Below are 23,231 nucleotides of genomic sequence, written 5' to 3' on the forward strand. Positions count from 1 at the left end.
AGATCCCATGGTAGCGATCCTGCGCCCCAGGATCGCCTTCAGCCCGATGTGAGGGACGTCTACCGGAGAAACGCCAGGGGCCGCGAGGTGATTCCTGCGGGGCCGCCGGTGCGGTGTGGCAGGGGTGGCACGAGCGTTTTCCTGCGGTAGTCGCAGGTGTTGCGCGGGTCCCGGTGCCCGGCGCACACGGCGCCCGGGGCGCATGTTTCAAGCCAGGTGGTGACTCCCGCCACCGCGATGCTTCCCCGCGCGCCCGGCGATCGAGAACTGGTGGGGAACACGCGTATGCCGCGCGCCTCGGGCAGAGAGGCGCGCGGCATAGGGTGCGCGTTCGACGCCCCGCCTGTGCGGAGCGGCTCGGCTCAGACAGTGAGGAGCGACTCCAGCGGGGCTTGGGCCAGGGCCGGTTCCAGGCGGGCGCGGCCGCCGAGGAAGGCCAGTTCCATCAGGACGGCCAGCCCGGCGACGTCGGCGCCGGCCCGGCGGATCAGCTGGATCGACGCCTCCGCGGTGCCGCCCGTCGCCAGGACGTCGTCGATGACCAGGACGCGGTCGCCCGCGGCCAGGTCCTCGGCGTGCACCTCGATCTCGGCGGAGCCGTACTCCAGGTCGTACGCCTGGCTGAGCGTCGCCCCCGGGAGCTTGCCCGCCTTGCGTACCGGGATGAAGCCGATGCCCGCGCGGACGGCGACGGGGGCGCCGAGGATGAAGCCGCGGGCCTCCAGGCCGACGATCTTGGTGGCGCGGGTGCGCTCGGCGATCTCGGCGAGGGCGTCGGTGAGCGCGGTGAACGCCGCCGGGTCCGCCAGGAGCGGGGTGATGTCCTTGAACATCACGCCCGGCTCCGGGTAGTCCGCCACGTCCCGGATACGGCTGAGCAGGAGCTCCTTGATCTCGGTCATCGGCGCTTCCCCGAGGGGCGGCCGCGGCCCCGGCCACGGGACGCGGGCTGGTTGCGCGGGCCGACGACCGCGTGGGCGGCGTCCTCCGGATCGTCGGCGAGGGACTCGTCGGTGACCGGGGCGTCCGGGGCCTCGCCCTGTGCTGCGGCCTGGGCCCGCTTGGCGAGCACGCGCTTCTTCAGGGCCTTCATCTGCGGCTCCAGCTCCTTGAGATCGGCCACGAGCGGCGTGGCGATGAAGATCGAGGAGTACGCACCGGCCGCGAGGCCGACGAACAGCGACAGCGAGATGTCGTTGAGCATGCCGGCGCCGAGGAAACCGCCACCGATGAACAGCAGGCCCGCGACCGGCAGCAGGGCGACCACCGTCGTGTTGACGGAGCGGACCAGGGTGCTGTTGATCGAGCGGTTGGCGATGTCGCTGTAGGTCCAGCGGGTCTGCTTGGTGATGTCCTTCGTCTGCTCCTTGAGGCTGTCGAAGACGACGACCGTGTCATAGAGCGAGTAGCCGAGGATCGTCAACAGACCGATCACGGTGCCCGGCGTGACCTCGAAGCCGACGAGGGCGTAGATGCCGACCGTGATGGTGATGTCGTGGATCAGGGCGACGAACGCGGCGAGTGCCATCCGCCACTCGAACGCGATCGCCAGATAGATCACCACGAGGACCAGGAAGATCCCGAGGCCCTGCCAGGCCTTGTTGGCGATCTGCTCACCCCAGCTCGGGCCGACGAGTTCGCCGGTGACGTCCTTCTCCGCGAAGCCCAGCTTCTCGGCCAGCTCCGCCGAGACCTTGTCGGCCTGGGAGGTGTCGATGCCCGCGACCTGGATGCGCAGCGTGGCGTCGTCGCCGGTGCCGAGCTTCTGGACGATGGCGTCGTGGCCGGACGCCTCTTCCGCGTACTCCTGCGCCTGGGCCACCGAGACGCTGGTCTTCGGAGTGTTGAAGACCGCACCGCCCTGGAACTCGATGCCCATGTTCAGACCGCGCACCGCCAGGCCCACGATGGCCGTGATGGTGATCAGGATCGACAGGCCGTACCAGATCTTGCGGTTGCCGACGAAGTCGTAGCCGACCTCGCCACGGTGCAGTCGGGCGCCGAGGTTGCCGAGCTTCGACATCTCACGCCTCCTTCGTCTCGATGGGGGCGGCGGGACGGCGGGTGCGGCGCAGCGGCGGACTGGCACCCAATCGCTTCGGATCGAGGCCGGACCAGCTGTGGCCGCTGCCGAAGAACTTGCTGCGGGCCATCATCGTCAGCAGCGGCTTGGTGAACAGGAACACGACGACCACGTCGAGCAGGGTGGTCAGGCCCAGCGTGAACGCAAAGCCCTGGACCTTGCCGACGGTGACGACGAACAGCACCGCGGCGGCGAGGAACGACACGAAGTCGGAGACCAGGATGGTGCGCCGGGCGCGCGGCCAGGCCCGCTCGACCGCGGGGCGCAGCGTACGGCCCTCGCGGATCTCGTCTCGGACGCGTTCGAAGTAGACGATGAACGAGTCCGCCGTGATGCCGATGGCGACGATGGCACCGCAGACGGCCGGCAGGTTGAGCGCGAAGCCGATGGTCGGGCCGAGCAGGGACATGATCGTGTAGGTCAGCGCGGCGGAGACCAGCAGGGACACGATGGCGATGATCGACAGGCCGCGGTAGTAGACCAGCAGGTAGAGGACGACCAGGGCGAGACCGATGGCACCGGCGATCAGACCGGCCTTCAGCTGCTCACCGCCGAGCGCGGCGGAGACCGTGGTGACACTGTCCTCCTGGAAGGACAGCGGCAGGGCGCCGTACGACAGCATGTTGGCGAGGCCCTGGGCGTCCTGCTGCGTGAAGCTGCCCGAGATCTCGGCGTTGCCGCCGGTGATGGCTGTCTGGACGTACGGGTGGGAGACGACCACGTCGTCGAGGACGATGGCGAACTCGTTCTGCGGAGAGGTCTGCTTGGCCAGCCGAGCGGTGACGTCGGCGAACTTGTCGGCGCCCCTGGAGTCGAACGTCATCTGGACCTGCCAGCCGGCGCCGCGCGTGGTGTCGATGGTCGCCTGGGCCTTCTTGACCTCAGTGCCGTCGACGGCCACCGGGCCGAGCAGGAACTTGGTCCACACGTCGCCGTCCTTGCCGCAGGCGACGGTGGCATCGCCCGGCTTGGCGTCCTTGCCGGCGGCGGCGCGTTGCGCGGGGTTGGCGCAGTCGAGAGCGGCGTACGCCGACTGGAGCTTGCCGGCCGAGTCACCGTCGGCGCCGCCGGACGAGGACGGCGAGGCGCTGTCGGATGCCTTGGAGTCGCCGCTCGCGGACGGTGTGGCGTCCGCCTTCAAGGCGTCGGTGACAGCGCGCCCCTGCGTGGTGGCGGACGCTGCGGGGCTCGGGGAGCCGGGCGTCGCGGAGTCCTTGTCGCCGCTCTCGCCCTTGCCCGTGCTCGACGCGCTCGGGGTGGGCTGCGCGGCGCCGGTGGAGGCCTCCCGCTGCAGGACCGGACGGAAGTAGAGCTTGGCGGTGGTGCCGACCTGGTCCCGGGCTTCCTTGGAGTTCATGCCCTTGGGGATGTTGACGATGATGTTCTTGTCGCCCTGGGTCTGAACTTCGGCCTCCGAGACACCCAGACCATTGACACGGCGCTCCATGATCTCGACCGCGGTGTCCATGTTGGTCTTGTTGATCGCGGATTCCTGGCCGGGCTCGGCTTCCGCACGGAGCGTGATGCTCGTGCCGCCGGCCAGGTCGATACCAAGGCGCGGAGTGGTGTGCCCCGAGGCGAACATCCCCCCGGTGAGCGCCGCGATGGCGATCAGGATGAGGGCCAGCGAGCGCCCTGGCTTGCTCTGGGCGCTCGCGTTCCGGCCCTTCTTAGGTGCTGCCACCTTCTCGTACTCCCTCTCGGGCCGCCTCGCTCCGGATCAGCGGGCGGGCGGCCATGACATGGTGTCGGGATCCCGTGCGAGGTCAGCATGCCCGAGGGCGCGCAGGCGTGGCCCGCGCGCCCCGGAACATGGCTACTTCGCGTCGGAGTCGCCGTCTGACTTCTTCGGCTCGTCGTCCGTCTTCGCCTCGGCGGACACGGCGTCGGACGGCTCCTCGGCCTCGTCCTTCTCGTCCTTCTTGCCGAGGTCGACGGACTTCTCGTCGGAGGCGGCAGCGGCGGGCTCGTCGGTCTCGGTGAGGGAGGAGGCGTCGTCCGGGACGACGTCGGACTTCAGGTCGTGCTCGATGCCGTGCACGATGCGGTTGTACTCGTCGTCGGTGAGGACGGCACCGATCGCGTTCTTGGCGAAGAGGAGCTCCACGCCCGGGCCGGCGTCAAGGAGGACGGTGTCGTCGCTGACCTCCTTGACCGTGGCGTACATGCCCCCGATGGTGCGGACACCGGATCCGGGCTGCATCTGGTTCCGCATGTCGGCGGCCTGCTGCTGCTTCTTCTTGGCCGACCGGGTCATCAGGAACATGGCCCCGATGAGCACGATGAACGGGAGGAGGGTCAGGAGACTCACGGGTCGGTACTTCCTTCACACGACCGCGCTGTGAGCGGCCAGATGGTTGGGGGAATGTCTGCCGCCGACAAAGGCGGCATCGGCGGAGTCTAAGCGAGTCTCCGCGCATGGAACAACGCTCAGCATGGCACTGGGGTTCCCCCTGCGGCCACTGAGCTCGCCGTCACGATGCCGTCACGCCCCGAAGAGGTCCTGTTGTCCGTTTCCCGCGGCTGACGAGCGGGGCGGGGTGAGGCCGAGATGCGCCCATGCGGCCGGCGTGCCCACCCGGCCGCGCGGGGTGCGGGCGAGCAGGCCCTCCCGTACGAGGAAGGGCTCGGCGACCTCCTCGACGGTCTCGCGCTCCTCCCCCACCGCGACCGCGAGCGTGGACAGACCGACCGGGCCGCCTCCGAACAGCTTGAGCAGGGCTTCCAGGACGGCGCGGTCGAGCCGGTCGAGGCCGCGGGCGTCGACCTCGTAGACGGCGAGGGCGGCCGCGGCGATGTCCTTCGTGATGATCCCGTCGGCCTTGACCTGGGCGTAGTCGCGGACCCGGCGCAGCAGGCGGTTGGCGATCCGGGGCGTGCCGCGGGAGCGGCCGGCGATCTCGGTGGCGCCGTCGGCCTCGATCTCGACGTCGAGGAGGCTCGCGGAGCGGTGGATGACGCGCTCCAGCTCGGCGGGCTCGTAGAACTCCATGTGCGCGGTGAAGCCGAAGCGGTCGCGCAACGGGGGCGGCAGCAGGCCCGCGCGGGTGGTGGCGCCGACCAGGGTGAACGGGGGCAGTTCGAGCGGGATGGCGGTGGCGCCCGGGCCCTTGCCGACGATCACGTCGACGCGGAAGTCCTCCATCGCCATGTAGAGCATCTCCTCGGCGGGCCGGGACATGCGGTGGATCTCGTCGAGGAAGAGGACCTCGCCCTCCTGGAGGGAGGACAGGATCGCGGCGAGGTCGCCGGCGTGCTGGATGGCGGGGCCGGAGGTGATGCGGATGGGTGCGCCCATCTCGGCCGCGATGATCATCGAGAGGGTGGTCTTGCCGAGGCCGGGGGCGCCGGAGAGCAGCACATGGTCGGCGGTGGCGCCTCGCGCGCGTGCGGCGCGCAGGACGAGGTCGAGTTGTTCGCGGACCTTCTCCTGGCCGATGAACTCGTCCAGGTCCTTCGGGCGCAGCGCGGACTCGACGGCCTGGTCCTCACGGTCGGCGGACGCACCGACGAGCCGCTCGGCGGCGGGGCTGTCGGTGGTGTCGTCCCAGTTCATGGAGTTGCCTCGGGGGTCGCGGTGGTGTCGTACGAAGGCGTTTCGTACAGGGGTGTCGTGCGAGGGTGTCCTACGAGGGTGTCGTTGGCCGTGTCGATCAGCGCGCTCTGTTCAGCGTCTGCAGGGCCGCCTTCAGCAGCTGCCCCACCTGCGGAGTGCCCTCGGTGGCCTCGGCCTGCGGCGCGACCGCGGCGACCGCCTCGTCGGCCTCGCGGGTGGCGTACCCGAGCCCGATCAGGGCGGCGTGCAACTGGTCGCGCCAGCCCTGGGTGACCGGGGCGCCGACGGCGGGCGCGCCGATCGGTTCGCCCAGGCGGTCCTTCAGCTCCAGGAGCAGTTTCTGGGCGCCCTTCTTGCCGATGCCGGGGACGGCGGTGAGCGCCTTCTCGTCGCCGGTCGCCACGGCCCTGCGCAGGGCGTCGGGCGAGTGCACCGCCAGCATCGCCTGGGCCAGGCGCGGGCCGACTCCGCTCGCGGTCTGGAGCAGTTCGAAGCTCTGCCGTTCGTCGTCGTCCGCGAAGCCGTAGAGCGTGAGGGAGTCCTCGCGGACCACCAGCGAGGTGTGCAGTTTCGCGGGCCGGCCGACGCGCAGGGTGGACAGCGTGTTCGGCGTGCACTGGACGGCCATGCCGACGCCGCCCACCTCGACCACCGCGGCGTCCGGAGCGAGTGCGGCCACTGTGCCGCTGACGAAGGCGATCATGCCGTACGGCCTTTCGGTGCTTTGGCTGAGTGCAGGGCGACGGCCCGCTGGAGTCGGTTCTGCGCGGGCGCGCGCCAGATGTGGCAGATGGCGAGCGCGAGGGCGTCGGCGGCGTCGGCCGGCTTGGGCGGGGCTGCGAGTCTGAGCAGGCGGGTGACCATGGCGCCGACCTGGGCCTTGTCGGCGCGGCCGCTGCCGGTGACGGCGGCCTTGACCTCGCTCGGGGTGTGCAGGGCGACGGGGATGCCGCGGCGGGCGGCGCAGAGCATGGCGACGGCGCTGGCCTGCGCGGTGCCCATCACCGTACGGACGTTGTGCTGGCTGAACACCCGCTCCACGGCGACGAATTCGGGCCGGTGTTCGTCCAGCCACTGCTCGATGCCCTGCTCGACGGCGACGAGGCGCTGCCCCAGGTCGGCGTCCACGGGCGTACGGACGACGCCGACGCCGAGCATGGTGAGCGGGCGGCCGGCGACGCCTTCGACCACGCCGACGCCGCATCGGGTCAGTCCCGGATCCACCCCCAGTACGCGCACTCGCGCCCCTCCTTCGCTCGCCTGTTTGTGCAGGCTATCGGGTGCCACTGACAACGCCGAGCAGCAACTCCCGGCAAAGCGACGGGCCGACGGGGATGTCCCGTCGGCCCGTTGAGCCCGTTGCCGCGCCGCGTGCGGCGGCGTTACGCGTCGACCTTCTCCATGATCTCGTCGCTGACGTCGAAGTTGGCGAAGACGTTCTGGACGTCGTCGCTGTCCTCGAGCGCGTCGATCAGCTTGAAGATCTTCTTGGCGCCCTCCTCGTCCAGCTCGACCTGGACGGACGGCACGAAGCTGGAGTCCGCGGAGTCGTAGTCGATGCCGGCCTCCTGGAGGGCGGTGCGGACCGCGACCAGGTCGGTGGCCTCGCTGATGACCTCGAAGGACTCACCGAGGTCGTTGACCTCCTCGGCGCCCGCGTCCAGGACGGCGGTGAGGACGTCGTCCTCCGTCAGCTCGCCCTTGGGGACGATGACGACGCCCTTGCGGCTGAACATGTACGACACCGAGCCCGGGTCGGCCATGGAGCCGCCGTTGCGCGTCATGGCGACGCGGACGTCGGAGGCGGCGCGGTTGCGGTTGTCCGTCAGGCATTCGATGAGCACGGCGACGCCGTTCGGACCGTAGCCCTCGTACATGATCGTCTCGTAGTCGGCGCCACCGGCCTCGAGACCGCCACCGCGCTTGATCGCGGAGTCGATGTTCTTGTTCGGAACGGACTGCTTCTTGGCCTTCTGGACGGCGTCATAGAGCGTCGGGTTGCCGTCGAGGTCGACGCCGCCCATGCGCGCCGCGACCTCGATGTTCTTGATCAGCTTCGCGAAGAGCTTGCCGCGCTTGGCGTCGATCACGGCCTTCTTGTGCTTCGTCGTGGCCCATTTAGAGTGGCCGGACATCTGCCTGTCTCCTTCGCGTAACCCATCTATGAACGAACGCCAGAGATCCTACAAGGACTCCGCTGTCCCGTTCTCGCGCACCATGTCGACGAACAGGCCGTGCACGCGGTGGTCGCCGGTCAGTTCCGGGTGGAACGACGTGGCCAGTGCGTTGCCCTGGCGGACCGCGACGATGTGGCCGTCGTGCTCGGCGAGGACCTCGGTCTCGGCGCCGACGGACTCGACCCAGGGGGCGCGGATGAAGACGCCCTCCACGGGGTCGCCGTCCACGCCCTTGAGGTCGACCGCCGCCTCGAAGGACTCGTTCTGGCGTCCGAAGGCGTTGCGGCGCACGATCATGTCGATGCCGCCGACGGTCTCCTGGCCCGAGCGCGGGTCGAGGATCTTGTCGGCCAGCATGATCATGCCGGCGCAGGTGCCGTAGACGGGCATGCCGGCCCGCACGCGTGCGCGCAGCGGCTCCATCACGCCGAACAGCACGGCCAGCTTGGAGATGGTCGTGGACTCGCCGCCGGGGATGACGAGGCCGTCGACCTCGGCGAGTTCTTCGGGGCGCCGCACCGGCCTGGCCACGGCGTCGGCCGCGGCCAGGGCGATGAGGTGCTCCCGTACGTCGCCCTGGAGGGCCAGGACGCCTATGACGGGTGCGTCAGTCATGTACGTGCAGTCCTTGGAAGGTGCTTACCAGCCGCGGTTGGCGTAGCGCTCGGCCTCGGGGAGGGTGTCGCAGTTGATGCCGACCATGGCCTCGCCGAGGTTGCGGGACGCGTCCGCGATGATCTTCGGGTCGTCGTAGAAGGTGGTCGCCTTGACGATGGCGGCGGCACGCTTGGCCGGGTCGCCGGACTTGAAGATGCCGGAGCCGACGAAGACGCCCTCGGCGCCGAGCTGGCGCATCAGCGCGGCGTCGGCCGGGGTGGCGACACCGCCGGCGGAGAACAGCACGACCGGCAGCTTGCCGAGCTCGCTGACCTCCTTGACGAGCTCGTAGGGGGCGCGCAGCTCCTTGGCGGCGGCGTACAGCTCGTTGTTGTCGAAGCCGCGCAGTTTGGCGATCTCGTTCTTGATCTGGCGCAGGTGGCGGACGGCCTCGACGACGTTGCCGGTGCCGGCCTCGCCCTTGGAGCGGATCATGGCCGCGCCCTCGGCGATGCGGCGCAGGGCCTCGCCGAGGTTGGTGGCGCCGCAGACGAACGGCGTGGTGAAGGCCCACTTGTCGGAGTGGTTGACCTCGTCGGCCGGGGTGAGGACCTCGGACTCGTCGATGTAGTCGACGCCGAGGGACTGCAGGACCTGGGCCTCGACGAAGTGGCCGATGCGGGACTTGGCCATGACCGGGATCGAGACGGCGTCGATGATGCCCTCGATCATGTCCGGGTCGGACATCCGGGCCACGCCGCCGTCCTTGCGGATGTCGGCGGGGACCCGCTCCAGGGCCATGACGGCGACGGCGCCCGCGTCCTCGGCGATCTTCGCCTGCTCCGGCGTGACGACGTCCATGATCACGCCGCCCTTGAGCTGCTCGGCCATGCCGCGCTTCACGCGGGCGGTGCCGGTCTCGGGAGCCTGGTTTTCGGAGATGGACACGGGTGACCTCACACGGTGAAAGAGGGTTACTGCAAGCACCGAGGAAACGGGAGCGGACCAGGCCACAGCAAGGGCCAATGGCAAGCCGGTGGATCCTTTTCCCCGACTGTGCCGCGAAGGCGCTGGTCAGGCTGCCCGGTCCGTCAGTGCCGCCGGCGGCTCGTCGTCCATCTCGAACGCCATGGGGAACGGCGCGTGCCCGGCCAGCCGGAACCAGCGGACCTTGCGGTGCCTGCGCAGGGCCCGGGCGGCCCGTACGGCGTCGTTGTGGAACCGGCGGGCCATCGGTACCCGGCGGACCGCCTCGGTCAGCTCACGGGCCGCCTCCTCTCCCCCGGGCGCCTCCCGTACCGCCTCCACCTGCGGGGCCTCGCCGAACACGACCCGCAGCGCCTGGCTCAGCTCGCTCTCGGCGACCTCCCGCTGCTCCTCCTCGGCCTGCCGGGCGGCGTGGGCGGCCTCGTACAGGACGATCGACGCGGCCGGGTCCAGGACGCCGGAGGTGGCCAGTTCCTGGGCCACCGAGGCGCGGCGGAGCAACTGTGCGTCGAGCGCGGCGCGCGCCGCGTCGATCCGGGCGTGCAGCCGGTCGAGGCGGCCCGCGGTCCAGCTGAGGTAGAGGCCGATCGCGATGAGGGCGACGAGGATCCAGATGAGGGTTGCGGTCACGGGCGGCACACTAGCTTCGCCGGGTCAGGCGGGGCGCGTGCGGGGCGGGTGACGCGGGTCGGTGGTCGTGGGTGACGCGGCTCGGTGGTTGCGGGTCCGGCGCTGTGGTTGCCGTCGGGCGGGTCTCGCCCCCCGCCGCCCCCACCCGTCCCATCCCAAGGGGCGGGACGGGCTGGGCTGGGTGATCGCCGACCGGCGTAGAGAGCTCCCTCAGTCCCGCGCCAGCCCCAACCGCGCCCGCAGACCGCTGCCGCCGCCCCCGGCGCGCTCGTCCGCGGCCACCGCTGCCGCCCCCGCCGTCACCGTCTCGTACACCGACAGGATGTCCGCGCCGACCGTGGACCAGTCGAAGCGGCGTACGTGCGCGCTCCCCCGCTCCCGCAGTTCCGCCAGGCGGGCCGGGTTCTCCAGGAGGCGTACCGCTGCCTCGGCGAGGGCGTCGGCGTCCTCGTTGGCGAAGAGTTCGCCCGCGGCACCCTGGTCCAGGACCTGGGCGAAGGCGTCCAGGTCGGAGGCGAGGACCGGTGCGCCGGCCGACATCGCCTCGACCAGGATGATCCCGAAGCTCTCGCCGCCCGTGTTGGGGGCGACGTACAGGTCGACGCTGCGCAGGAAGCAGGCCTTGTCCTCGTCGCTGACCATGCCGAGGAACTCGACCCGGGAGCGCAGCTCGGCCGGCAGGGACTCGACCGCCTCCTTCTCGTCGCCCCGGCCGGCCACCAGGAGCCTGGTCTGCGGGCGGGCGGCGAGGATCTTGGGCAGGGCCCGCATGAGGACCGGCAGACCCTTGCGGGGCTCGTCGATGCGGCCGATGAAGCCGATCGTGTCGCCCTGCCACTCCGGTCTGGGCTCGGCCTTGGCGAAGAAGTCGACGTCGACGCCGTTGGGGATCACGACCGCGTCCCCGCCGAGGTGCTCCACCAGCGTGCGGCGGGCGTACTCGCTCACCGCGATCCGGGCGCTGATCTTCTCCAGAGCCGCCTGGAGGATGGCGTACGCCGCGATCATCGCCCTGGAGCGCGGGTTCGAGGTGTGGAACGTCGCCACGATCGGGCCCTGGGCCGCCCAGCAGGTCAGCAGGCCCAGGGAGGGCGACGTCGGCTCGTGGATGTGGATGACGTCGAACGCGCCGTCGTGCAGCCAGCGGCGGACGCGGGCCGCCGAGAGGAAGCCGAAGTTCAGGCGGGCCACGGACCCGTTGTACGGGACCGGGACGGCGCGGCCCGCCGAGACCACGTACGGCGGGAGCGGGGTGTCGTCGTCGGCGGGCGCCAGGACGGACACCTCGTGGCCGAGCCGGATGAAGTACTCGGCGAGGTCGCGGATGTGGAACTGGACGCCGCCCGGCACGTCCCACGAGTACGGGCAGACGATGCCGATCCTCACGAGGGTCCCTTCGTGGGGTCGAGGTCAGCGAGCCACAAGCGCTGGAGCATGTGCCAGTCCTCCGGATGTTCGGCGATCCCCGAGGCGAAGGCGTCGGCCAGCGCCTGTGTCATCACAGACGTCTTCTCGGTCCGGGTACCTGTCTCGGGTACCTCGATCGGGGGATGGACGCGGCCCTGCATGACGGGTGAGTCGTCGTACCAGAGCGTGACCGGGAGCAGAAGCGCCCCGGTCTGCTGGGCCAGCAGCGCCGGTCCGGCGGGCATACGGGCCGTGGCTCCGAAGAAGTCCACCTCGACGCCCGAGGCGGACAGGTCGCGGTCGGCGACCAGGCAGACCAGGCCGCCGTCGCGCAGCCGCCGGGCGAGCGTGCCGAAGGCGGTGCCGCCGCTGTGCGGCAGGACCTCCATGCCGAGGCCCTCGCGGTAGGCGACGAAGCGGTCGTACAGCGTCTCGGGCTTGAGCCGTTCGGCGACCGTCGTGAAGGGCGTCCGAAGCTTGGTGGTGACCCAGGCGCCCGCGAGGTCCCAGTTGGCCAGGTGCGGCAGGGCGAGTATGACGCCGTTGCCCGCGGCCAGGCCGTCGGTCAGGTAGTGGATGTCCTTGGGGTCGAAGCCGCTCTTGACGCGCTCGGCGCTCCAGGCGGGGAGCCGGAAGGACTCCATCCAGTAGCGCAGGTACGAGCGCATGCCCGCGCGCGAGAGTTCGGCGAGGCGCTCCGGGCTCGCGTCGGGCACCACGCGCGCGTAGTTGCTCTCCAGCCGCTGGACGCCCTTGCCGCGCTGCTTCCAGGCGAGGTCGGCGATGGTGCGGCCGAGCCGTACGGCGACCGGCTCGGGGAGTTTCTTGACCGTGCCCCAGCCGAGCCCGTACAGGGCGTCCGTGAGCCGTTCCTGGGCGCTCACTTGGCTGCCTCGCTCCCTTGAGAGGCGTTCCGCGGCTTGTCCTCCTGTGCGGCCGCCGCCTCCGCCTCGGCCGACTCCCGGCGGACCGTGACGACCCGCTGGATCAGCGTGACGAGGCTGCCGACGGCGACGATCCACAGGGCCACGGGCAGGAGGTACTGGATACCTGGTACCCCGAACTTGTGCAGACCCGCCAAACCGGCCGCGACCAGGGAGAGCACCAGGCGCTCGGCGCGCTCGACGAGGCCGTTGACGGCGACCGGCAGGCCGATCGACTCGCCGCGTGCCTTGGTGTACGACACCACCTGGCCGCTGGCCAGGCAGAAGATCGACACGGCGCACAGGACGAGGTCGTCGCCCCCACCGGCGTACCAGAGGATGAAGCCGCCGAAGATCGCGCCGTCGGCGACCCGGTCGAGCGTGGAGTCCAGGAAGGCGCCCCAGCGGCTGGAGCGGCCCAGCTGGCGGGCCATGTTGCCGTCGACGAGGTCGGAGAACACGAACAGCGTGATCACGACCGTGCCCCAGAAGAACTCGCCCATGGGGTAGAAGACCAGCGCGCCCGCGACCACACCGGCGGTGCCGATGAGCGTGACGGTGTCGGGGCTGACGCCCCGGCGGATCAAAAACGCGGCGAACGGTGTGAGAACACGCGTGAAGAACGCACGCGCGTACTTGTTCAGCATGGCCTTCCCGAGGGGTCGGTGTGGCGCCGTGCGGCCCCGCTGGCCACCGGCTGGCCCATCGTAGCCACGCGCGCGTCGGCGCGACCGCCGGGCACTCCTACCCGGATCGGGCGGCCCGGTCCACCGGTGCCGGGCGGCGGGATCACGTCCTTCGTATGGACGCACCGTGACGGGAGTGGAAAGCTCGAAGGACCGCGGGCGTCACCGGAGCCGCCATCGCACGCGGATCCGCATGTCCGCGCCCACAGTGACCTCACCGTGCACGGGAGGCAGGATCATGGGCGACAAGGCGAACGCACACCCCGGAGCCGCCGGCAGGGCTACAGCGGCCGACCACCCCGCGTCCGTACGGAATGTGGTGCTGGTCGGCCACAGCGGATCCGGCAAGACGACTCTGGTGGAGGCTCTCGCGCTGACCGCGGGGGCGGTGAACCGGGCGGGCCGCGTGGAGGACGGCGGCACCGTCTCCGACTACGACGAGATCGAGCACCGCCAGCAGCGCTCGGTGCAGCTCTCCCTGGTGCCGGTCGAATGGGACGGCATCAAGATCAACCTACTGGACACCCCCGGATACGCCGACTTCGTCGGGGAGCTGAGGGCCGGTCTGCGAGCGGCGGACGCGGCCCTTTTCGTCGTCTCCGCCTCGGACGGCGTGGACGGCTCGACCCGCATGGTGTGGGAGGAGTGCGCGGCGGTCGGCATGCCGCGCGCGATCGTCGTCACGCACCTGGAGGCCGCGCGGGCCGACTACGAGGAGATGACGCGGATCTGCGCGGAGGCGTTCGGCGGGGACGACCCCGACGCCGTGCTCCCGCTGTATCTGCCGCTGCACGGCCCGCAGGGCCCGGACGGGCACGCGCCCGTGACCGGTCTGATCGGGCTGCTGTCGCAGAAGCTGTTCGACTACTCCTCCGGCGAACGCAAGGAGTCCGAGCCGGGCGAGGACCAGCTGCCGGAGATCGAGGAGGCCCGTAACCGGCTGATCGAGGGGATCATCGCGGAGAGCGAGGACGAGACCCTCATGGACCGGTATCTGGGCGGCGAGCAGGTCGACGTCAAGACGCTGATCGAGGACCTGGAGCGAGCCGTCGCGCGCGGCACGTTCTTCCCCGTCCTCGCCGCCGCCCCGGCCGCCGGCGGCGCCCGGCAGGGACTGGGCACGGTCGAGGTGCTCGAGCTGATCACGCGGGGCTTCCCGACGCCCCTGGAGCGCGAGGCGCCCCGGGTCACCACGATCGACGGCAAGCCGCGCGAGCTGAAGCCGTGCGACCCGGACGGGCCGCTGGTCGCGGAGGTCGTGAAGACGGCGTCCGACCCGTACGTCGGCCGGGTGTCGATGGTGCGCGTCTTCTCCGGCACCCTGCGTCCCGACGAGACGGTGCACGTCTCCGGGCACGGGCTGGCCGACCGCGGGCACGAGGACCACGACGTCGACGAGCGCATCGGCGCCTTGTCCGCCCCCTTCGGCAAGCAGCAGCGCACGCTCAGCCACTGCATCGCCGGTGACCTCGCGTGCGTGGCGAAGCTGAGCCGCGCGGAGACCGGCGACACCCTGTCGGCCAAGGACGACCCGCTGCTGATGGAGCCCTGGCAGATGCCCGACCCGCTGCTGCCGCTCGCCATCCAGGCGCACAGCAAGGCGGACGAGGACAAGCTGTCGCAGGGCCTGTCCCGGCTGGTCGCCGAGGACCCGACCATGCGGCTCGAACAGAACCAGGCGACCCACCAGGTGGTGCTGTGGTGCCTGGGCGAGGCACACGCGGACGTGGCCCTGGAACGGCTGCGCAGCCGGTACGGCGTGCAGGTCGACGTCGTGCCGCACAAGGTCTCCCTGCGGGAGACGTTCGCCAGCAGGTCCTCGGGCCGCGGCCGGCATGTGAAGCAGTCCGGCGGGCACGGGCAGTACGCCATCTGCGAGATCGAGGTGGAGCCGCTGCCGGGCGGCTCGGGCATCGAGTTCGTGGACAAGGTCGTCGGCGGCGCGGTGCCCCGGCAGTTCATCCCGTCGGTGGAGAAGGGCGTGCGGGCCCAGGCGGCCAAGGGAGTCGCGGCCGGTCATCCGCTGGTCGACATCCGGGTCACGCTGCTCGACGGCAAGGCGCACTCGGTGGACTCCTCCGACGCCGCGTTCCAGACGGCCGGCGCGCTCGCGCTGCGGGAGGCGGCGGCCGACGTGAAGATCCATCTGCTGGAGCCGGTCGCCGAGGTGTCCGTCCTGGTCGGGGACGAGTACGTCGGCGCGGTGATGAGCGACCTGTCCGGGCGGCGCGGCCGCGTCCTCGGCACCGAGCAGACCAGCGGTGGCCGCACCGTCATCAAGGCCGAGGTGCCCGAGATCGAGATCGGACGGTACGCCGTCGATCTGAGGTCGCTGTCGCACGGCACCGCGCGCTTCAGCCGTTCCTACGCGCGGCACGAACCGATGCCGCAGCAGATCGCGGAAAGGATTCGTGAAGAGGCGCGCGAAGCCTCGTAGTCCGCGCCGGCGCCGACAGGCGCTTTTGCGGAGCCCTCCCCTCCATGTCGGCGGGCGGCTTGGGCCGTCCGCCGACGGTTGTCGGTGGCGGGGGATACGCTGATCATTGATCAACAGGTGTGCGCAGTACGGAAGTCGGGAAGGCCGCAGAAGCGACAGTGCGGCGATCGGGGGCGGGAATGACCGTTGAGGGCGGTTACGCGGACATCTTCGGTCCGCAGGTGCCGCGCACGGCCGGCGAGGGACAGACGGCGACGTTCGCGCTGGCCTCGGCGGCGTATCGGGACAATCCGTTTCAGGACATCAAGAAGGCCGACAACGAATGGCACCAGACCGACGTCAAGGAAGGCCGCAAGTGGGCCAGGATCTTCCGGCCCAACCTGGGTGAGGCGTTCTCACGCGCCGTCGTCGACCGCATGCTCGGCAGTGGCCGCAAGCCGCTGATCCAGTCCTTCGGCACCGAGCCCCAGGTCGTCGTCGAGCACTGTCTGGCCGCCAACAACATCCGCAAGGCCCGCGACCGGATGCTCAGCGCCATCATGGTCGTCTGCGGTGTGCTGTTCCTGCCCGGCCTGCTGGTGTGGCTGCTGATCTTCCAGCTGCGCACCACCATCGGCAAGGCCAGCGACAAGCGGGGCGGCACACTGGCCTCCGTGCTGCTCGTCGCCGCGGGCGCGCTCGCCGTGCTCTTCCTGATCAAGATGCCGTTCAGCGGCTTCTGGGCCTGGTATGCGCGGGCCTGTGTCGTCATGCCCGTGGTCGGCTGGTTCTGGGCCAAGCAGGTCTGTGAGCGCACCGCGAAGGACCTGCGGGAGCGCTGGGACAGCCTGCTGGCCGGCAGCAGCGTCGGCGCGAAGGTGCCGGAGGCGGTGCCGACCAGCCCCAACGAGACCCAGGCCGAGCAGCTGCGCCAGTCGCTGGCCAAGCTCAGCGCCGAGCAGCAGTCCAACTCCGTCTTCTACGCCGGTCCCAAGGGGATACTCGGCATGGGAACCCGCTGGGGCAGCTGGCAGCTGGCGGAGAACCTGGCCCCGGCCGACCCCACCCGGGAGATCCACCCGTTCCGCAGCTGGGACGTCATCCGCTCGATCCACGACCAGCTGCGCATGCTGGAGCGCGGTCCGCTGAACACCGGTGGTTTTCCCAAGCCTTCGATACGGCACTGGGTCGTCACGCCGATCGCCGAGGGCGCGAAGGCGGTGTCCCGGCCGGAGGGCACGGACGTCGAGGCGTACCAGGTCAAGCCGCACGCGATACAGGACATCTGCAACAAGCAGCAGTTCGGCAGCGGTGACCGGCACTACCTGGGCGTCCAGTGGACGCTCTGGGACGGGCAGTTGATCATCACCATGCTGATCACGGTGACCGTACTGCACGAGACGTTGCGCATCGAGGTCACCGGACACGCGCTCGGCCCGGTGAACGGGCTGTTCCAGGAGAAGCCCGAGGCGCCGACCAAGGAGGTCGCCAAGTCGCTGAAGCCGTGGGAGACCCGCAAGATCAAGCTTCCGCTGGTGAACAGCGACGAGGTGGTACGGCTGGCGGTCCGGGCCCCGATCACCTGGTATCCGCCGCTGCTGAACTGGCTCGGCGGGACGATAGGGCTGCCCGAGCCGTTCGGCCTCCGGCACGCGTGGGCGGATCAGCCGTGGCGGCATCGGTTCATGGCCGACGACGCGCTGCGCGCCGCCACGCCGGTGCTGCGGGTGGTGCATGCCGCGGCGATCAAGGTGCTGGAGGAGAACGGCGTGGACACCGAGAAGTTCGGTGCGCGGTCGGCGTTCTTGAGCACGGCTGTGCAGGATCCGACGCCGAAGAAGGCGGACGTGTATGACGCGTAGGGCCTCCGGCGGTTGAGCCGTGTCACGTGGGTCTGGGGCAGTGTCCCTGGGGGCGCCGTCCCCGGGGGCTGCCCGCCCAGACCCCCCTCCGGCCCGAACGGCCTCGTCCTCATACGCCGGACGGGCTGATGGGTGTCACCGCCGGCTGAGACATCAAGCCGTCGGCCAGGCCTCCGCCAGCATCTTCCGGGTGTCCGCCAAGAGCTGCGGCAGCACCCGCGTGTGGCCCACCACCGGCATGAAGTTCGTGTCGCCGCCCCAGCGCGGGACGATGTGCTGGTGGAGGTGGGCCGCGATGCCGGCCCCGGCGACCGTGCCCTGGTTCATGCCGATGTTGAAGCCGTGGGCGCCCGAGGCGGTGCGCAGGGCCGTCATCGCCTGCTTGGTCAGGGCGGCGAGCTCCACGGTCTCCGGCTCGGTGAGGTCGGTGTAGTCGGCGACGTGGCGGTAGGGCACGACCATCAGGTGGCCGCCGTTGTACGGGTACAGGTTGAGGACCGCGTACACCTGCTCCCCGCGCTTGACGATCAGCCCGTCCTCGTCGGACTTGGCCGGGATCGAGCAGAAGGGGCAACCGTCGTCGGCTCCGGGGCCGGTCGGCTTGTTCTCACCCTGGATGTACGCCATCCGATGGGGCGTCCACAGGCGCTGGAACGCGTCCTGGATCCCCACTCCCCACTGCTGCTCCGGCTCACTCGTCATGCGTGCAGCATATGGCTTCGCCCGTTCGCGGCGTGTCGCCGGGGCGCTTGCTGCCGCTGCCACGGTCGGCCACGGCGACATCACCCCGTCACGGTGCCCGGGCGGCTGATCGCCGTCGGGATCATGGCCGTGGGGCTGGGCCTGCTCGGCGCTGTGACCGGCGCCTTCGCCTCGTGGCTGCTCCAGGACCTTCTCCCGCGAGGACGACGAAAAGCCCCCGGGAAGCCGAACTCCCCGAGGGCCCTCGATGTGCGCGTGCCGACGACTCAGACCTGCGCCCGCTCCTCGACGACCTGCGCGATCTTCGCGATGGCCTCGTCGAACGGGATGCCGTTCTCCTGCGAGCCGTCGCGGTAGCGGAAGGAGACGGCGTTGTTCGCCATGTCCTCGTCGCCCGCGATGACCATGAACGGCACCTTCTGCTTCTGGGCGTTGCGGATCTTCTTCTGCATGCGGTCCGAGGAGGAGTCGACCTCGACGCGCAGGCCCTTCTTCTTGGCGGCCGCGGCGAACTTCTCCAGGTAGTCCACGTGCGCGTCGCCGATCGGGATGCCGATCGCCTGGACCGGGGCCAGCCACGCCGGGAAGGCGCCCGCGTAGTGCTCCAGGAGCACAGCGAAGAAGCGCTCGATGGAGCCGAAGAGGGCCCGGTGGATCATGACCGGGCGCTGTTTGGAGCCGTCCGCGGAGGTGTACTCCAGATCGAAGCGCTCGGGCAGGTTGAAGTCGAGCTGGATGGTCGACATCTGCCAGGTGCGGCCGATGGCGTCCTTGGCCTGGACGGAGATCTTCGGACCGTAGAAGGCGGCGCCGCCCGGGTCCGGGACCAGGGGCAGGCCCTGCTTCTCGGCCACCTGGCGGAGGGTCTCCGTGGCCTCTTCCCAGACCTCGTCGGAGCCGACGAACTTCTCCGGGTCCTTCGTCGACAACTCCAGGTAGAAGTCGGTCAGGCCGTAGTCGCGCAGCAGGTTCAGGACGAAGGTGAGCGTCTTGTCGAGTTCGTCGGACATCTGCTCGCGCGTGCAGTAGATGTGCGCGTCGTCCTGCGTGAAGCCGCGGGCACGGGTCAGGCCGTGCACGACGCCCGACTTCTCGTACCGGTACACGGTCCCGAACTCGAAGAAACGCAGCGGCAGTTCACGGTAGGACCGCCCGCGCGCGTCGAAGATCAGGTTGTGCATCGGGCAGTTCATGGGCTTGAGGTAGTAGTCCACGCCCTCGTCGAGCTGCATGGGCGGGTACATGCCCTCGGCGTACCAGTCGAGGTGGCCCGACGTCTCGAAGAGCTTCCCCTTCGTGGCGTGCGGGGTGTAGACGAACTCGTAGCCCTCTTCCTCGTGCCTGCGCCGGGAGTAGTCCTCCATCACGCGGCGGACGATGCCGCCCTTGGGGTGGAAGACCGCGAGGCCGGAGCCGATCTGCTCCGGGACGGAGAACAGGTCCAGCTCGTTGCCCAGCTTGCGGTGGTCGCGCTTCTCGGCCTCGGCGAGGAAGTCCAGGTGCTGTTTCAGCTCGTCCTTCGACGGCCAGGCGGTGCCGTAGATGCGCTGGAGCATGGGGTTCTTCTCGCTGCCGCGCCAGTAGGCGGCCGCGTTGCGCATCAGCTTGAACGCCGGGATCGCGCGGGTCGACGGCAGGTGGGGACCGCGGCAGAGGTCCTTCCAGCATAGGTCGCCGGTCTTGGCGTCCAGGTTGTCGTAGATCGTCAGCTCGCCGGCGCCGACCTCGACGTCCGCGCCGTCGTCGGACGAGGCGGAGCCCTTGAGGCCGATCAGCTCCAGCTTGTAGGGCTCGTTCGCGAGCTCCTCGCGGGCGGCGTCGTCGGTGACGACACGGCGGGCGAACTTCTGCCCGCGCTTCTGGATCTCCTGCATCTTCTTCTCGATGGCCTTGAGATCCTCGGGCGTGAACGGCTTCTCGACATCGAAGTCGTAGTAGAAGCCGTCCTTGACGGGCGGGCCGATGCCCAGCTTGGCCTCGGGAAAGAGCTCCTGCACGGCCTGCGCCATCACGTGCGCGGTGGAGTGGCGCAGGATGCCCAGCCCGTCCTCGGAGGAGATCTCGACGCCCTCGACCTCCTCGCCGTCGGAGAGCACGTACGACAGATCCTTGAGCTCGCCGCCCACGCGCGCGGCGATGATCGAGCGCTCGCCGGCGAAGAGGTCGGCGGCCGTAGTGCCCGTCGTCACCACGCGCTCTTCCCGCTCGGAATCGCGTTGGATGATCACACGGACGTCTGACACCGGTCTCTCCTGACTGAAGGTGGAATGCGGCGCCATACCAGGAGCGCGCGCATTACGCGATCGTACCGACCCCGGACGGCCGACCGCGAAACGGTCACCTTCAGTCCTCCCGTTCCTCCCCGCCGAACGCCTCCTCGAAGAAGGCCGTCACGTCCGCCGTCTCCTGCAGCGACTTCATCAGCCGGTCCCGCTCGGCCTCGTCCACCTGTACCGGTACGACCCCCGAGGCCCCGGTGAGCCTGCGGAAGCCGCCCCGGCTCTCCAGCCGCCCGTGCATCCGCACCGGCAGCCCGACGAGGTGCGCGTGCCCGGCGATGCGGTACGCCTCCTCGTCCAGCGTCACCCGGACGTGCGGCACCTCGGCGCCCGCGATGACACGCAGCCGTACGGCGCCCTCCCCGCGCGTCCCCGACCTGCGCATCCGTACGACCGCGCCGGTGATCCTGACCGGCACGGACGGCTCCTCGCGCAGATAGCGGGCGCCGGCCTCGCGCAGCGCGGGCAGGTCGCCCGGCGAGAACTCGACGGGCTCGCCCCCGGCCGCGCAGTCCTCGGGCACCCCGGCCGCGGGTGCCCACTCGACGGCGACGCGCGCGCCCTCCGTACCGCGGACGAGAGCGATCAGGGCCTCGGTGAGCTCGCGGCTGACGCCCGCCTCGACGGCGCCTTCGAAGGCGTCCATGCCGCCGGTGGCCCGCCGGTAGTCGATGGCCTCCCGGGCGGCGTACAGGGCCTGATGGAGGCGTACGGCGAGCGGACGCCCCGTGCCGACGGGGACGAAAGCGGTGAGGCCGCGGCCCCCGGCGGCCGAGCCGACGAGGACGTTCTCCAGCAAGGCGGCGGCCGAGCGGCGGTGCCGGGCGCCGTGATAGCCGGCACGCGCGCGCGTGGCGAGCGCCGCGGCGAGGAGCGTCCGGCGGGCGGCGGCGCGCAGCTCCTCCTCGACGAGCCAGGGCGCGGCACCGGCCGGTCCGCCGGGCGCGTCCCGCCACCAGCGGACCTCGTCGCTGGGCACGGCGAGCCCGACCAGCACCTCGCGCGCGCAGGGCAGACCGCTGCGGGAGAGGGCGACGAGGGCCTCGCCGAGCAGGTCGTCGCTGTCGGGGAAGGCACGGGACTCGGGCACGAGCAGGCTGGTGCCGTTGCCGCCCGGACCGGGCGGGGTCCAGCGGCCGTAGCGCCCCGCCGCTCCCCCGCGCCGCCGCCAGCCGTGCCGGAGCAGCAGCGCGCTCAGCACCGCGGGGTCGACCTCGGCGGGCTCGGGCGTACGGTCCCAGGAGGCGTCGACCGGGTGCGGCCTGACCGGCCTCATCGGTTCCTCCAGCGGGCGGTGGGTCATGGTCTGCCTCCCGTCCCGACCCGCGTCATGATCTCGCAGAGCGCCCGGTCGTCGAAGATGCGTGAGGTCGGTATCCGCACGTTGGTCCGGCGCCGGCCGGTGATCGGGTGGCCGGCCAGGTTGACCCAGTAGCAGCAGTGCCGCAGATCGAGCCGGTCGTGGCCGGCCCGCAGCCACTGCTCCTGCGACCGCGGAACGATCATCACGACCAGGATCTTGTGCACCGAGACCGGGGTGCGGGCGAGCTTCGCCAGGTGGTCGTTGTCGAGCGTGAAGGAGAAGAAGCGGCGCATCTGGTGGGGCGGGGGCGCAGCCCCCTCCGTCGAGGGTGGTGGAGGGAGACGGGCGGGCGGGTTCGGCGCGATCTGGTACGTCGCCTTGAGCTGCACCTTGATGGTGACCTCGTCGTCGACCGTGTGGCCGGGTGCGCTGTGGCTGACGTGCCAGTCGATGCCGTTGTCCGGGAACGGCTGCGACAGCGAGCAGCCGGCCGCCGCCGCGACCGCGTGCAGATAGCCCACCTGCAGTGTCTCCATGCAGGCGGTGGTGGCGAGTGAACCGCGATGAGGGCCCGTACGCTCGGGCAGCAGCCCGCCCCGCTCGGGCTGCGCTATCGCCATGACCAACAGCCTTCCAAGCAAAGTGAATCCCCGTCGCGGACCGCTGAACTGCAAGGACCCGCACTCCTGTTGTGTCCTTCCGGCGTACGGCGCAAACGGGCCGGGTATCACCAAACGGGCAGAAGACGGTACGTCAGCTGCCGTGGGTGAACGAGGGGTTGGGTAGGTATGGCGTGCTGGTATGAGGGCCCGCTGGCGGCATTCGACACGGAGACGACAGGCGTGGACGTCGAGACCGACCGGATCGTTTCGGCGGCCGTCGTCGTCCAGGACGCCCCGGGCACCCGGCCGCGGGTGACCCGGTGGCTGGTGAACCCGGGTGTGCCGGTGCCGGAGGCGGCGACGGCGGTGCACGGGCTGACGGAGGAGCATCTCCAGCGCAACGGCCGCTGGCCGGCGCCGGTGATGCACGAGATAGCCGGCGAGCTGGCGGAACACGCCGCCAGGGGACGGCCGGTGGTGGTGATGAACGCGCCGTTCGATCTGACGCTGCTGGACCGGGAGTTGCGCCGGCACCGGGCCTCGTCGCTCGACCGCTGGTTCGAGGCGACGCCCCTGCTGGTGCTCGATCCACGTGTGCTCGACAAGCATCTGGACCGCTACCGCAAGGGCCGCCGCACCCTGACCGACCTGTGCGCGCACTACGGCGTGACACTGGAGGGCGCGCACGACGCGGCGGCCGACGCGCTGGCCTCGCTGGAGGTCGTACGGGCGGTGGGACGCCGTTTCGCGGCCCGCCTCGAGCGGCTGTCCCCCGCCGAACTGCACACGCTCCAGGCGGTGTGGCACGCGGCGCAGGCACGCGGCTTGCAGGCGTGGTTCGCCCGCAGCGGCACCGAGGAGGCGGTGGACCCGGCGTGGCCACTGCGGCCCGACCTGCCGGCGGCGGCCGCCTAGCTGCGCCGGCACACAAAAAAGCCGGTCCGCTGTGGCGGACCGGCCTTTCCCGGTGGGCGATACTGGGTTCGAACCAGTGACCTCTTCGGTGTGAACGAAGCGCTCT

General features: G+C 70.6%; 21 protein-coding genes and 1 pseudogene. 4 read left to right on the plus strand and 18 right to left on the minus strand.

From position 1 onward, the window contains the following. Nucleotides 1-362: 362 nt before the first annotated feature. The 14 genes from ABZ078_RS35545 to pgsA form a co-directional block, all read right to left on the minus strand. Complete coding sequence (locus ABZ078_RS35545) at nucleotides 363-902, minus strand: adenine phosphoribosyltransferase (protein ID WP_356582272.1); 540 nt, start codon at nucleotides 900-902, stop codon at nucleotides 363-365. Beyond that, on the minus strand, nucleotides 899-2,023 hold the full coding sequence (secF, locus tag ABZ078_RS35550) for a protein translocase subunit SecF (RefSeq protein WP_356582274.1): 1,125 nt from the start codon (nucleotides 2,021-2,023) through the stop codon (nucleotides 899-901). Before secF ends, ABZ078_RS35545 begins: the two co-directional genes overlap by 4 nt. Before the next feature lies 1 nt (nucleotide 2,024). Continuing rightward, nucleotides 2,025-3,767: a protein translocase subunit SecD gene (gene secD / locus ABZ078_RS35555; RefSeq protein WP_356582276.1), complete on the minus strand. Its 1,743-nt coding sequence runs from the start codon at nucleotides 3,765-3,767 to the stop codon at nucleotides 2,025-2,027. Between the two features lie 132 nt (nucleotides 3,768-3,899). Beyond that, complete coding sequence (yajC, locus tag ABZ078_RS35560; protein ID WP_356582278.1) at nucleotides 3,900-4,394, minus strand: preprotein translocase subunit YajC; 495 nt, start codon at nucleotides 4,392-4,394, stop codon at nucleotides 3,900-3,902. Nucleotides 4,395-4,568: 174 nt separating this feature from the next. Beyond that, a complete protein-coding gene (gene ruvB / locus ABZ078_RS35565) occupies nucleotides 4,569-5,639 on the minus strand; it encodes a Holliday junction branch migration DNA helicase RuvB (protein ID WP_356582280.1) in 1,071 nt (356 codons plus the stop codon). 97 nt (nucleotides 5,640-5,736) lie between these two features. Beyond that, the gene (gene ruvA, locus ABZ078_RS35570; RefSeq protein WP_356582282.1) at nucleotides 5,737-6,342 is read right to left on the minus strand and encodes a Holliday junction branch migration protein RuvA; all 606 of its coding nucleotides are present in this window, start codon (nucleotides 6,340-6,342) and stop codon (nucleotides 5,737-5,739) included. Beyond that, nucleotides 6,339-6,878 (minus strand): crossover junction endodeoxyribonuclease RuvC, encoded by a 540-nt coding sequence (gene ruvC, locus ABZ078_RS35575; protein ID WP_356582284.1) that lies wholly within the window; start codon nucleotides 6,876-6,878, stop codon nucleotides 6,339-6,341. Before ruvC ends, ruvA begins: the two co-directional genes overlap by 4 nt. 143 nt (nucleotides 6,879-7,021) lie before the next feature. Next, the gene (locus ABZ078_RS35580; RefSeq protein ID WP_188286953.1) at nucleotides 7,022-7,774 is read right to left on the minus strand and encodes a YebC/PmpR family DNA-binding transcriptional regulator; all 753 of its coding nucleotides are present in this window, start codon (nucleotides 7,772-7,774) and stop codon (nucleotides 7,022-7,024) included. Between the two features lie 48 nt (nucleotides 7,775-7,822). Further along, a complete protein-coding gene (gene pdxT, locus ABZ078_RS35585) occupies nucleotides 7,823-8,431 on the minus strand; it encodes a pyridoxal 5'-phosphate synthase glutaminase subunit PdxT (RefSeq protein ID WP_356582286.1) in 609 nt (202 codons plus the stop codon). A gap of 24 nt (nucleotides 8,432-8,455) precedes the next feature. Beyond that, on the minus strand, nucleotides 8,456-9,361 hold the full coding sequence (gene pdxS, locus ABZ078_RS35590; protein ID WP_062154397.1) for a pyridoxal 5'-phosphate synthase lyase subunit PdxS: 906 nt from the start codon (nucleotides 9,359-9,361) through the stop codon (nucleotides 8,456-8,458). 126 nt (nucleotides 9,362-9,487) lie between these two features. Next, complete coding sequence (locus ABZ078_RS35595) at nucleotides 9,488-10,030, minus strand: hypothetical protein (protein WP_356582289.1); 543 nt, start codon at nucleotides 10,028-10,030, stop codon at nucleotides 9,488-9,490. Between the two features lie 210 nt (nucleotides 10,031-10,240). Continuing rightward, nucleotides 10,241-11,416 carry a glycosyltransferase family 4 protein gene (locus ABZ078_RS35600; protein WP_356582291.1) on the minus strand — a complete coding sequence of 392 codons (1,176 nt, stop codon included), beginning with the start codon at nucleotides 11,414-11,416 and terminating at the stop codon, nucleotides 10,241-10,243. Continuing rightward, nucleotides 11,413-12,321 (minus strand): phosphatidylinositol mannoside acyltransferase, encoded by a 909-nt coding sequence (locus ABZ078_RS35605; RefSeq protein WP_356582293.1) that lies wholly within the window; start codon nucleotides 12,319-12,321, stop codon nucleotides 11,413-11,415. The genes ABZ078_RS35600 and ABZ078_RS35605 overlap by 4 nt, the downstream gene beginning before the upstream one ends. Next, complete coding sequence (gene pgsA / locus ABZ078_RS35610; RefSeq protein WP_356582295.1) at nucleotides 12,318-13,007, minus strand: phosphatidylinositol phosphate synthase; 690 nt, start codon at nucleotides 13,005-13,007, stop codon at nucleotides 12,318-12,320. The genes ABZ078_RS35605 and pgsA overlap by 4 nt, the downstream gene beginning before the upstream one ends. Before the next feature lie 277 nt (nucleotides 13,008-13,284). Between pgsA and ABZ078_RS35615 the strand changes: the two genes are divergently transcribed. Continuing rightward, nucleotides 13,285-15,483: an elongation factor G-like protein EF-G2 gene (locus ABZ078_RS35615; RefSeq protein WP_356582297.1), complete on the plus strand. Its 2,199-nt coding sequence runs from the start codon at nucleotides 13,285-13,287 to the stop codon at nucleotides 15,481-15,483. Between the two features lie 179 nt (nucleotides 15,484-15,662). Next, nucleotides 15,663-17,324 (plus strand): hypothetical protein, encoded by a 1,662-nt coding sequence (locus tag ABZ078_RS35620; protein ID WP_356582299.1) that lies wholly within the window; start codon nucleotides 15,663-15,665, stop codon nucleotides 17,322-17,324. Nucleotides 17,325-17,477: 153 nt separating this feature from the next. On the opposite strand, the gene ABZ078_RS35625 is transcribed toward ABZ078_RS35620, so the two are convergent. Further along, complete coding sequence (locus tag ABZ078_RS35625; RefSeq protein WP_062722603.1) at nucleotides 17,478-18,026, minus strand: HIT domain-containing protein; 549 nt, start codon at nucleotides 18,024-18,026, stop codon at nucleotides 17,478-17,480. Nucleotides 18,027-18,087: 61 nt separating this feature from the next. On the opposite strand from ABZ078_RS35625, the pseudogene ABZ078_RS35630 reads away from it, so the two are divergent. After that, nucleotides 18,088-18,249: pseudogene (locus ABZ078_RS35630) on the plus strand (potassium channel family protein); the annotation flags it as partial. Between the two features lie 43 nt (nucleotides 18,250-18,292). Here the strand turns inward: ABZ078_RS35630 and thrS are convergent. The 3 genes from thrS to ABZ078_RS35645 form a co-directional block, all read right to left on the minus strand. Beyond that, complete coding sequence (gene thrS, locus ABZ078_RS35635) at nucleotides 18,293-20,269, minus strand: threonine--tRNA ligase (protein WP_356582301.1); 1,977 nt, start codon at nucleotides 20,267-20,269, stop codon at nucleotides 18,293-18,295. Nucleotides 20,270-20,369: 100 nt separating this feature from the next. Next, nucleotides 20,370-21,608 carry a hypothetical protein gene (locus tag ABZ078_RS35640; RefSeq protein WP_356582303.1) on the minus strand — a complete coding sequence of 413 codons (1,239 nt, stop codon included), beginning with the start codon at nucleotides 21,606-21,608 and terminating at the stop codon, nucleotides 20,370-20,372. Then, nucleotides 21,605-22,228 carry a DUF4365 domain-containing protein gene (locus ABZ078_RS35645; protein WP_356582305.1) on the minus strand — a complete coding sequence of 208 codons (624 nt, stop codon included), beginning with the start codon at nucleotides 22,226-22,228 and terminating at the stop codon, nucleotides 21,605-21,607. Before ABZ078_RS35645 ends, ABZ078_RS35640 begins: the two co-directional genes overlap by 4 nt. A gap of 168 nt (nucleotides 22,229-22,396) precedes the next feature. Between ABZ078_RS35645 and ABZ078_RS35650 the strand changes: the two genes are divergently transcribed. Then, on the plus strand, nucleotides 22,397-23,125 hold the full coding sequence (locus ABZ078_RS35650; RefSeq protein ID WP_356582307.1) for a 3'-5' exonuclease: 729 nt from the start codon (nucleotides 22,397-22,399) through the stop codon (nucleotides 23,123-23,125). Nucleotides 23,126-23,231 lie beyond the last annotated feature (106 nt).

This window comes from Streptomyces sp. NPDC006385 (genome assembly GCF_040612485.1).
Lineage (GTDB): Bacteria > Actinomycetota > Actinomycetes > Streptomycetales > Streptomycetaceae > Streptomyces.

Excerpts from the sequence above, each read along its gene's own strand:
- ruvA (WP_356582282.1), bottom strand. The coding sequence starts at position 6,342 with ATGATCGCCTTCGTCAGCGGCACAGTGGCCGCACTCGCTCCGGACGCC.
- ABZ078_RS35650 (WP_356582307.1), top strand. The coding sequence starts at position 22,397 with ATGGCGTGCTGGTATGAGGGCCCGCTGGCGGCATTCGACACGGAGACG.
- ABZ078_RS35645 (WP_356582305.1), bottom strand. The coding sequence starts at position 22,228 with ATGGCGATAGCGCAGCCCGAGCGGGGCGGGCTGCTGCCCGAGCGTACG.
- pgsA (WP_356582295.1), bottom strand. The coding sequence starts at position 13,007 with ATGCTGAACAAGTACGCGCGTGCGTTCTTCACGCGTGTTCTCACACCG.
- pdxT (WP_356582286.1), bottom strand. The coding sequence starts at position 8,431 with ATGACTGACGCACCCGTCATAGGCGTCCTGGCCCTCCAGGGCGACGTA.
- ABZ078_RS35615 (WP_356582297.1), top strand. The coding sequence starts at position 13,285 with ATGGGCGACAAGGCGAACGCACACCCCGGAGCCGCCGGCAGGGCTACA.
- ABZ078_RS35625 (WP_062722603.1), bottom strand. The coding sequence starts at position 18,026 with ATGACGAGTGAGCCGGAGCAGCAGTGGGGAGTGGGGATCCAGGACGCG.
- ruvB (WP_356582280.1), bottom strand. The coding sequence starts at position 5,639 with ATGAACTGGGACGACACCACCGACAGCCCCGCCGCCGAGCGGCTCGTC.
- ABZ078_RS35620 (WP_356582299.1), top strand. The coding sequence starts at position 15,663 with ATGACCGTTGAGGGCGGTTACGCGGACATCTTCGGTCCGCAGGTGCCG.
- secF (WP_356582274.1), bottom strand. The coding sequence starts at position 2,023 with ATGTCGAAGCTCGGCAACCTCGGCGCCCGACTGCACCGTGGCGAGGTC.
- ABZ078_RS35545 (WP_356582272.1), bottom strand. The coding sequence starts at position 902 with ATGACCGAGATCAAGGAGCTCCTGCTCAGCCGTATCCGGGACGTGGCG.
- ABZ078_RS35580 (WP_188286953.1), bottom strand. The coding sequence starts at position 7,774 with ATGTCCGGCCACTCTAAATGGGCCACGACGAAGCACAAGAAGGCCGTG.
- ABZ078_RS35640 (WP_356582303.1), bottom strand. The coding sequence starts at position 21,608 with ATGACCCACCGCCCGCTGGAGGAACCGATGAGGCCGGTCAGGCCGCAC.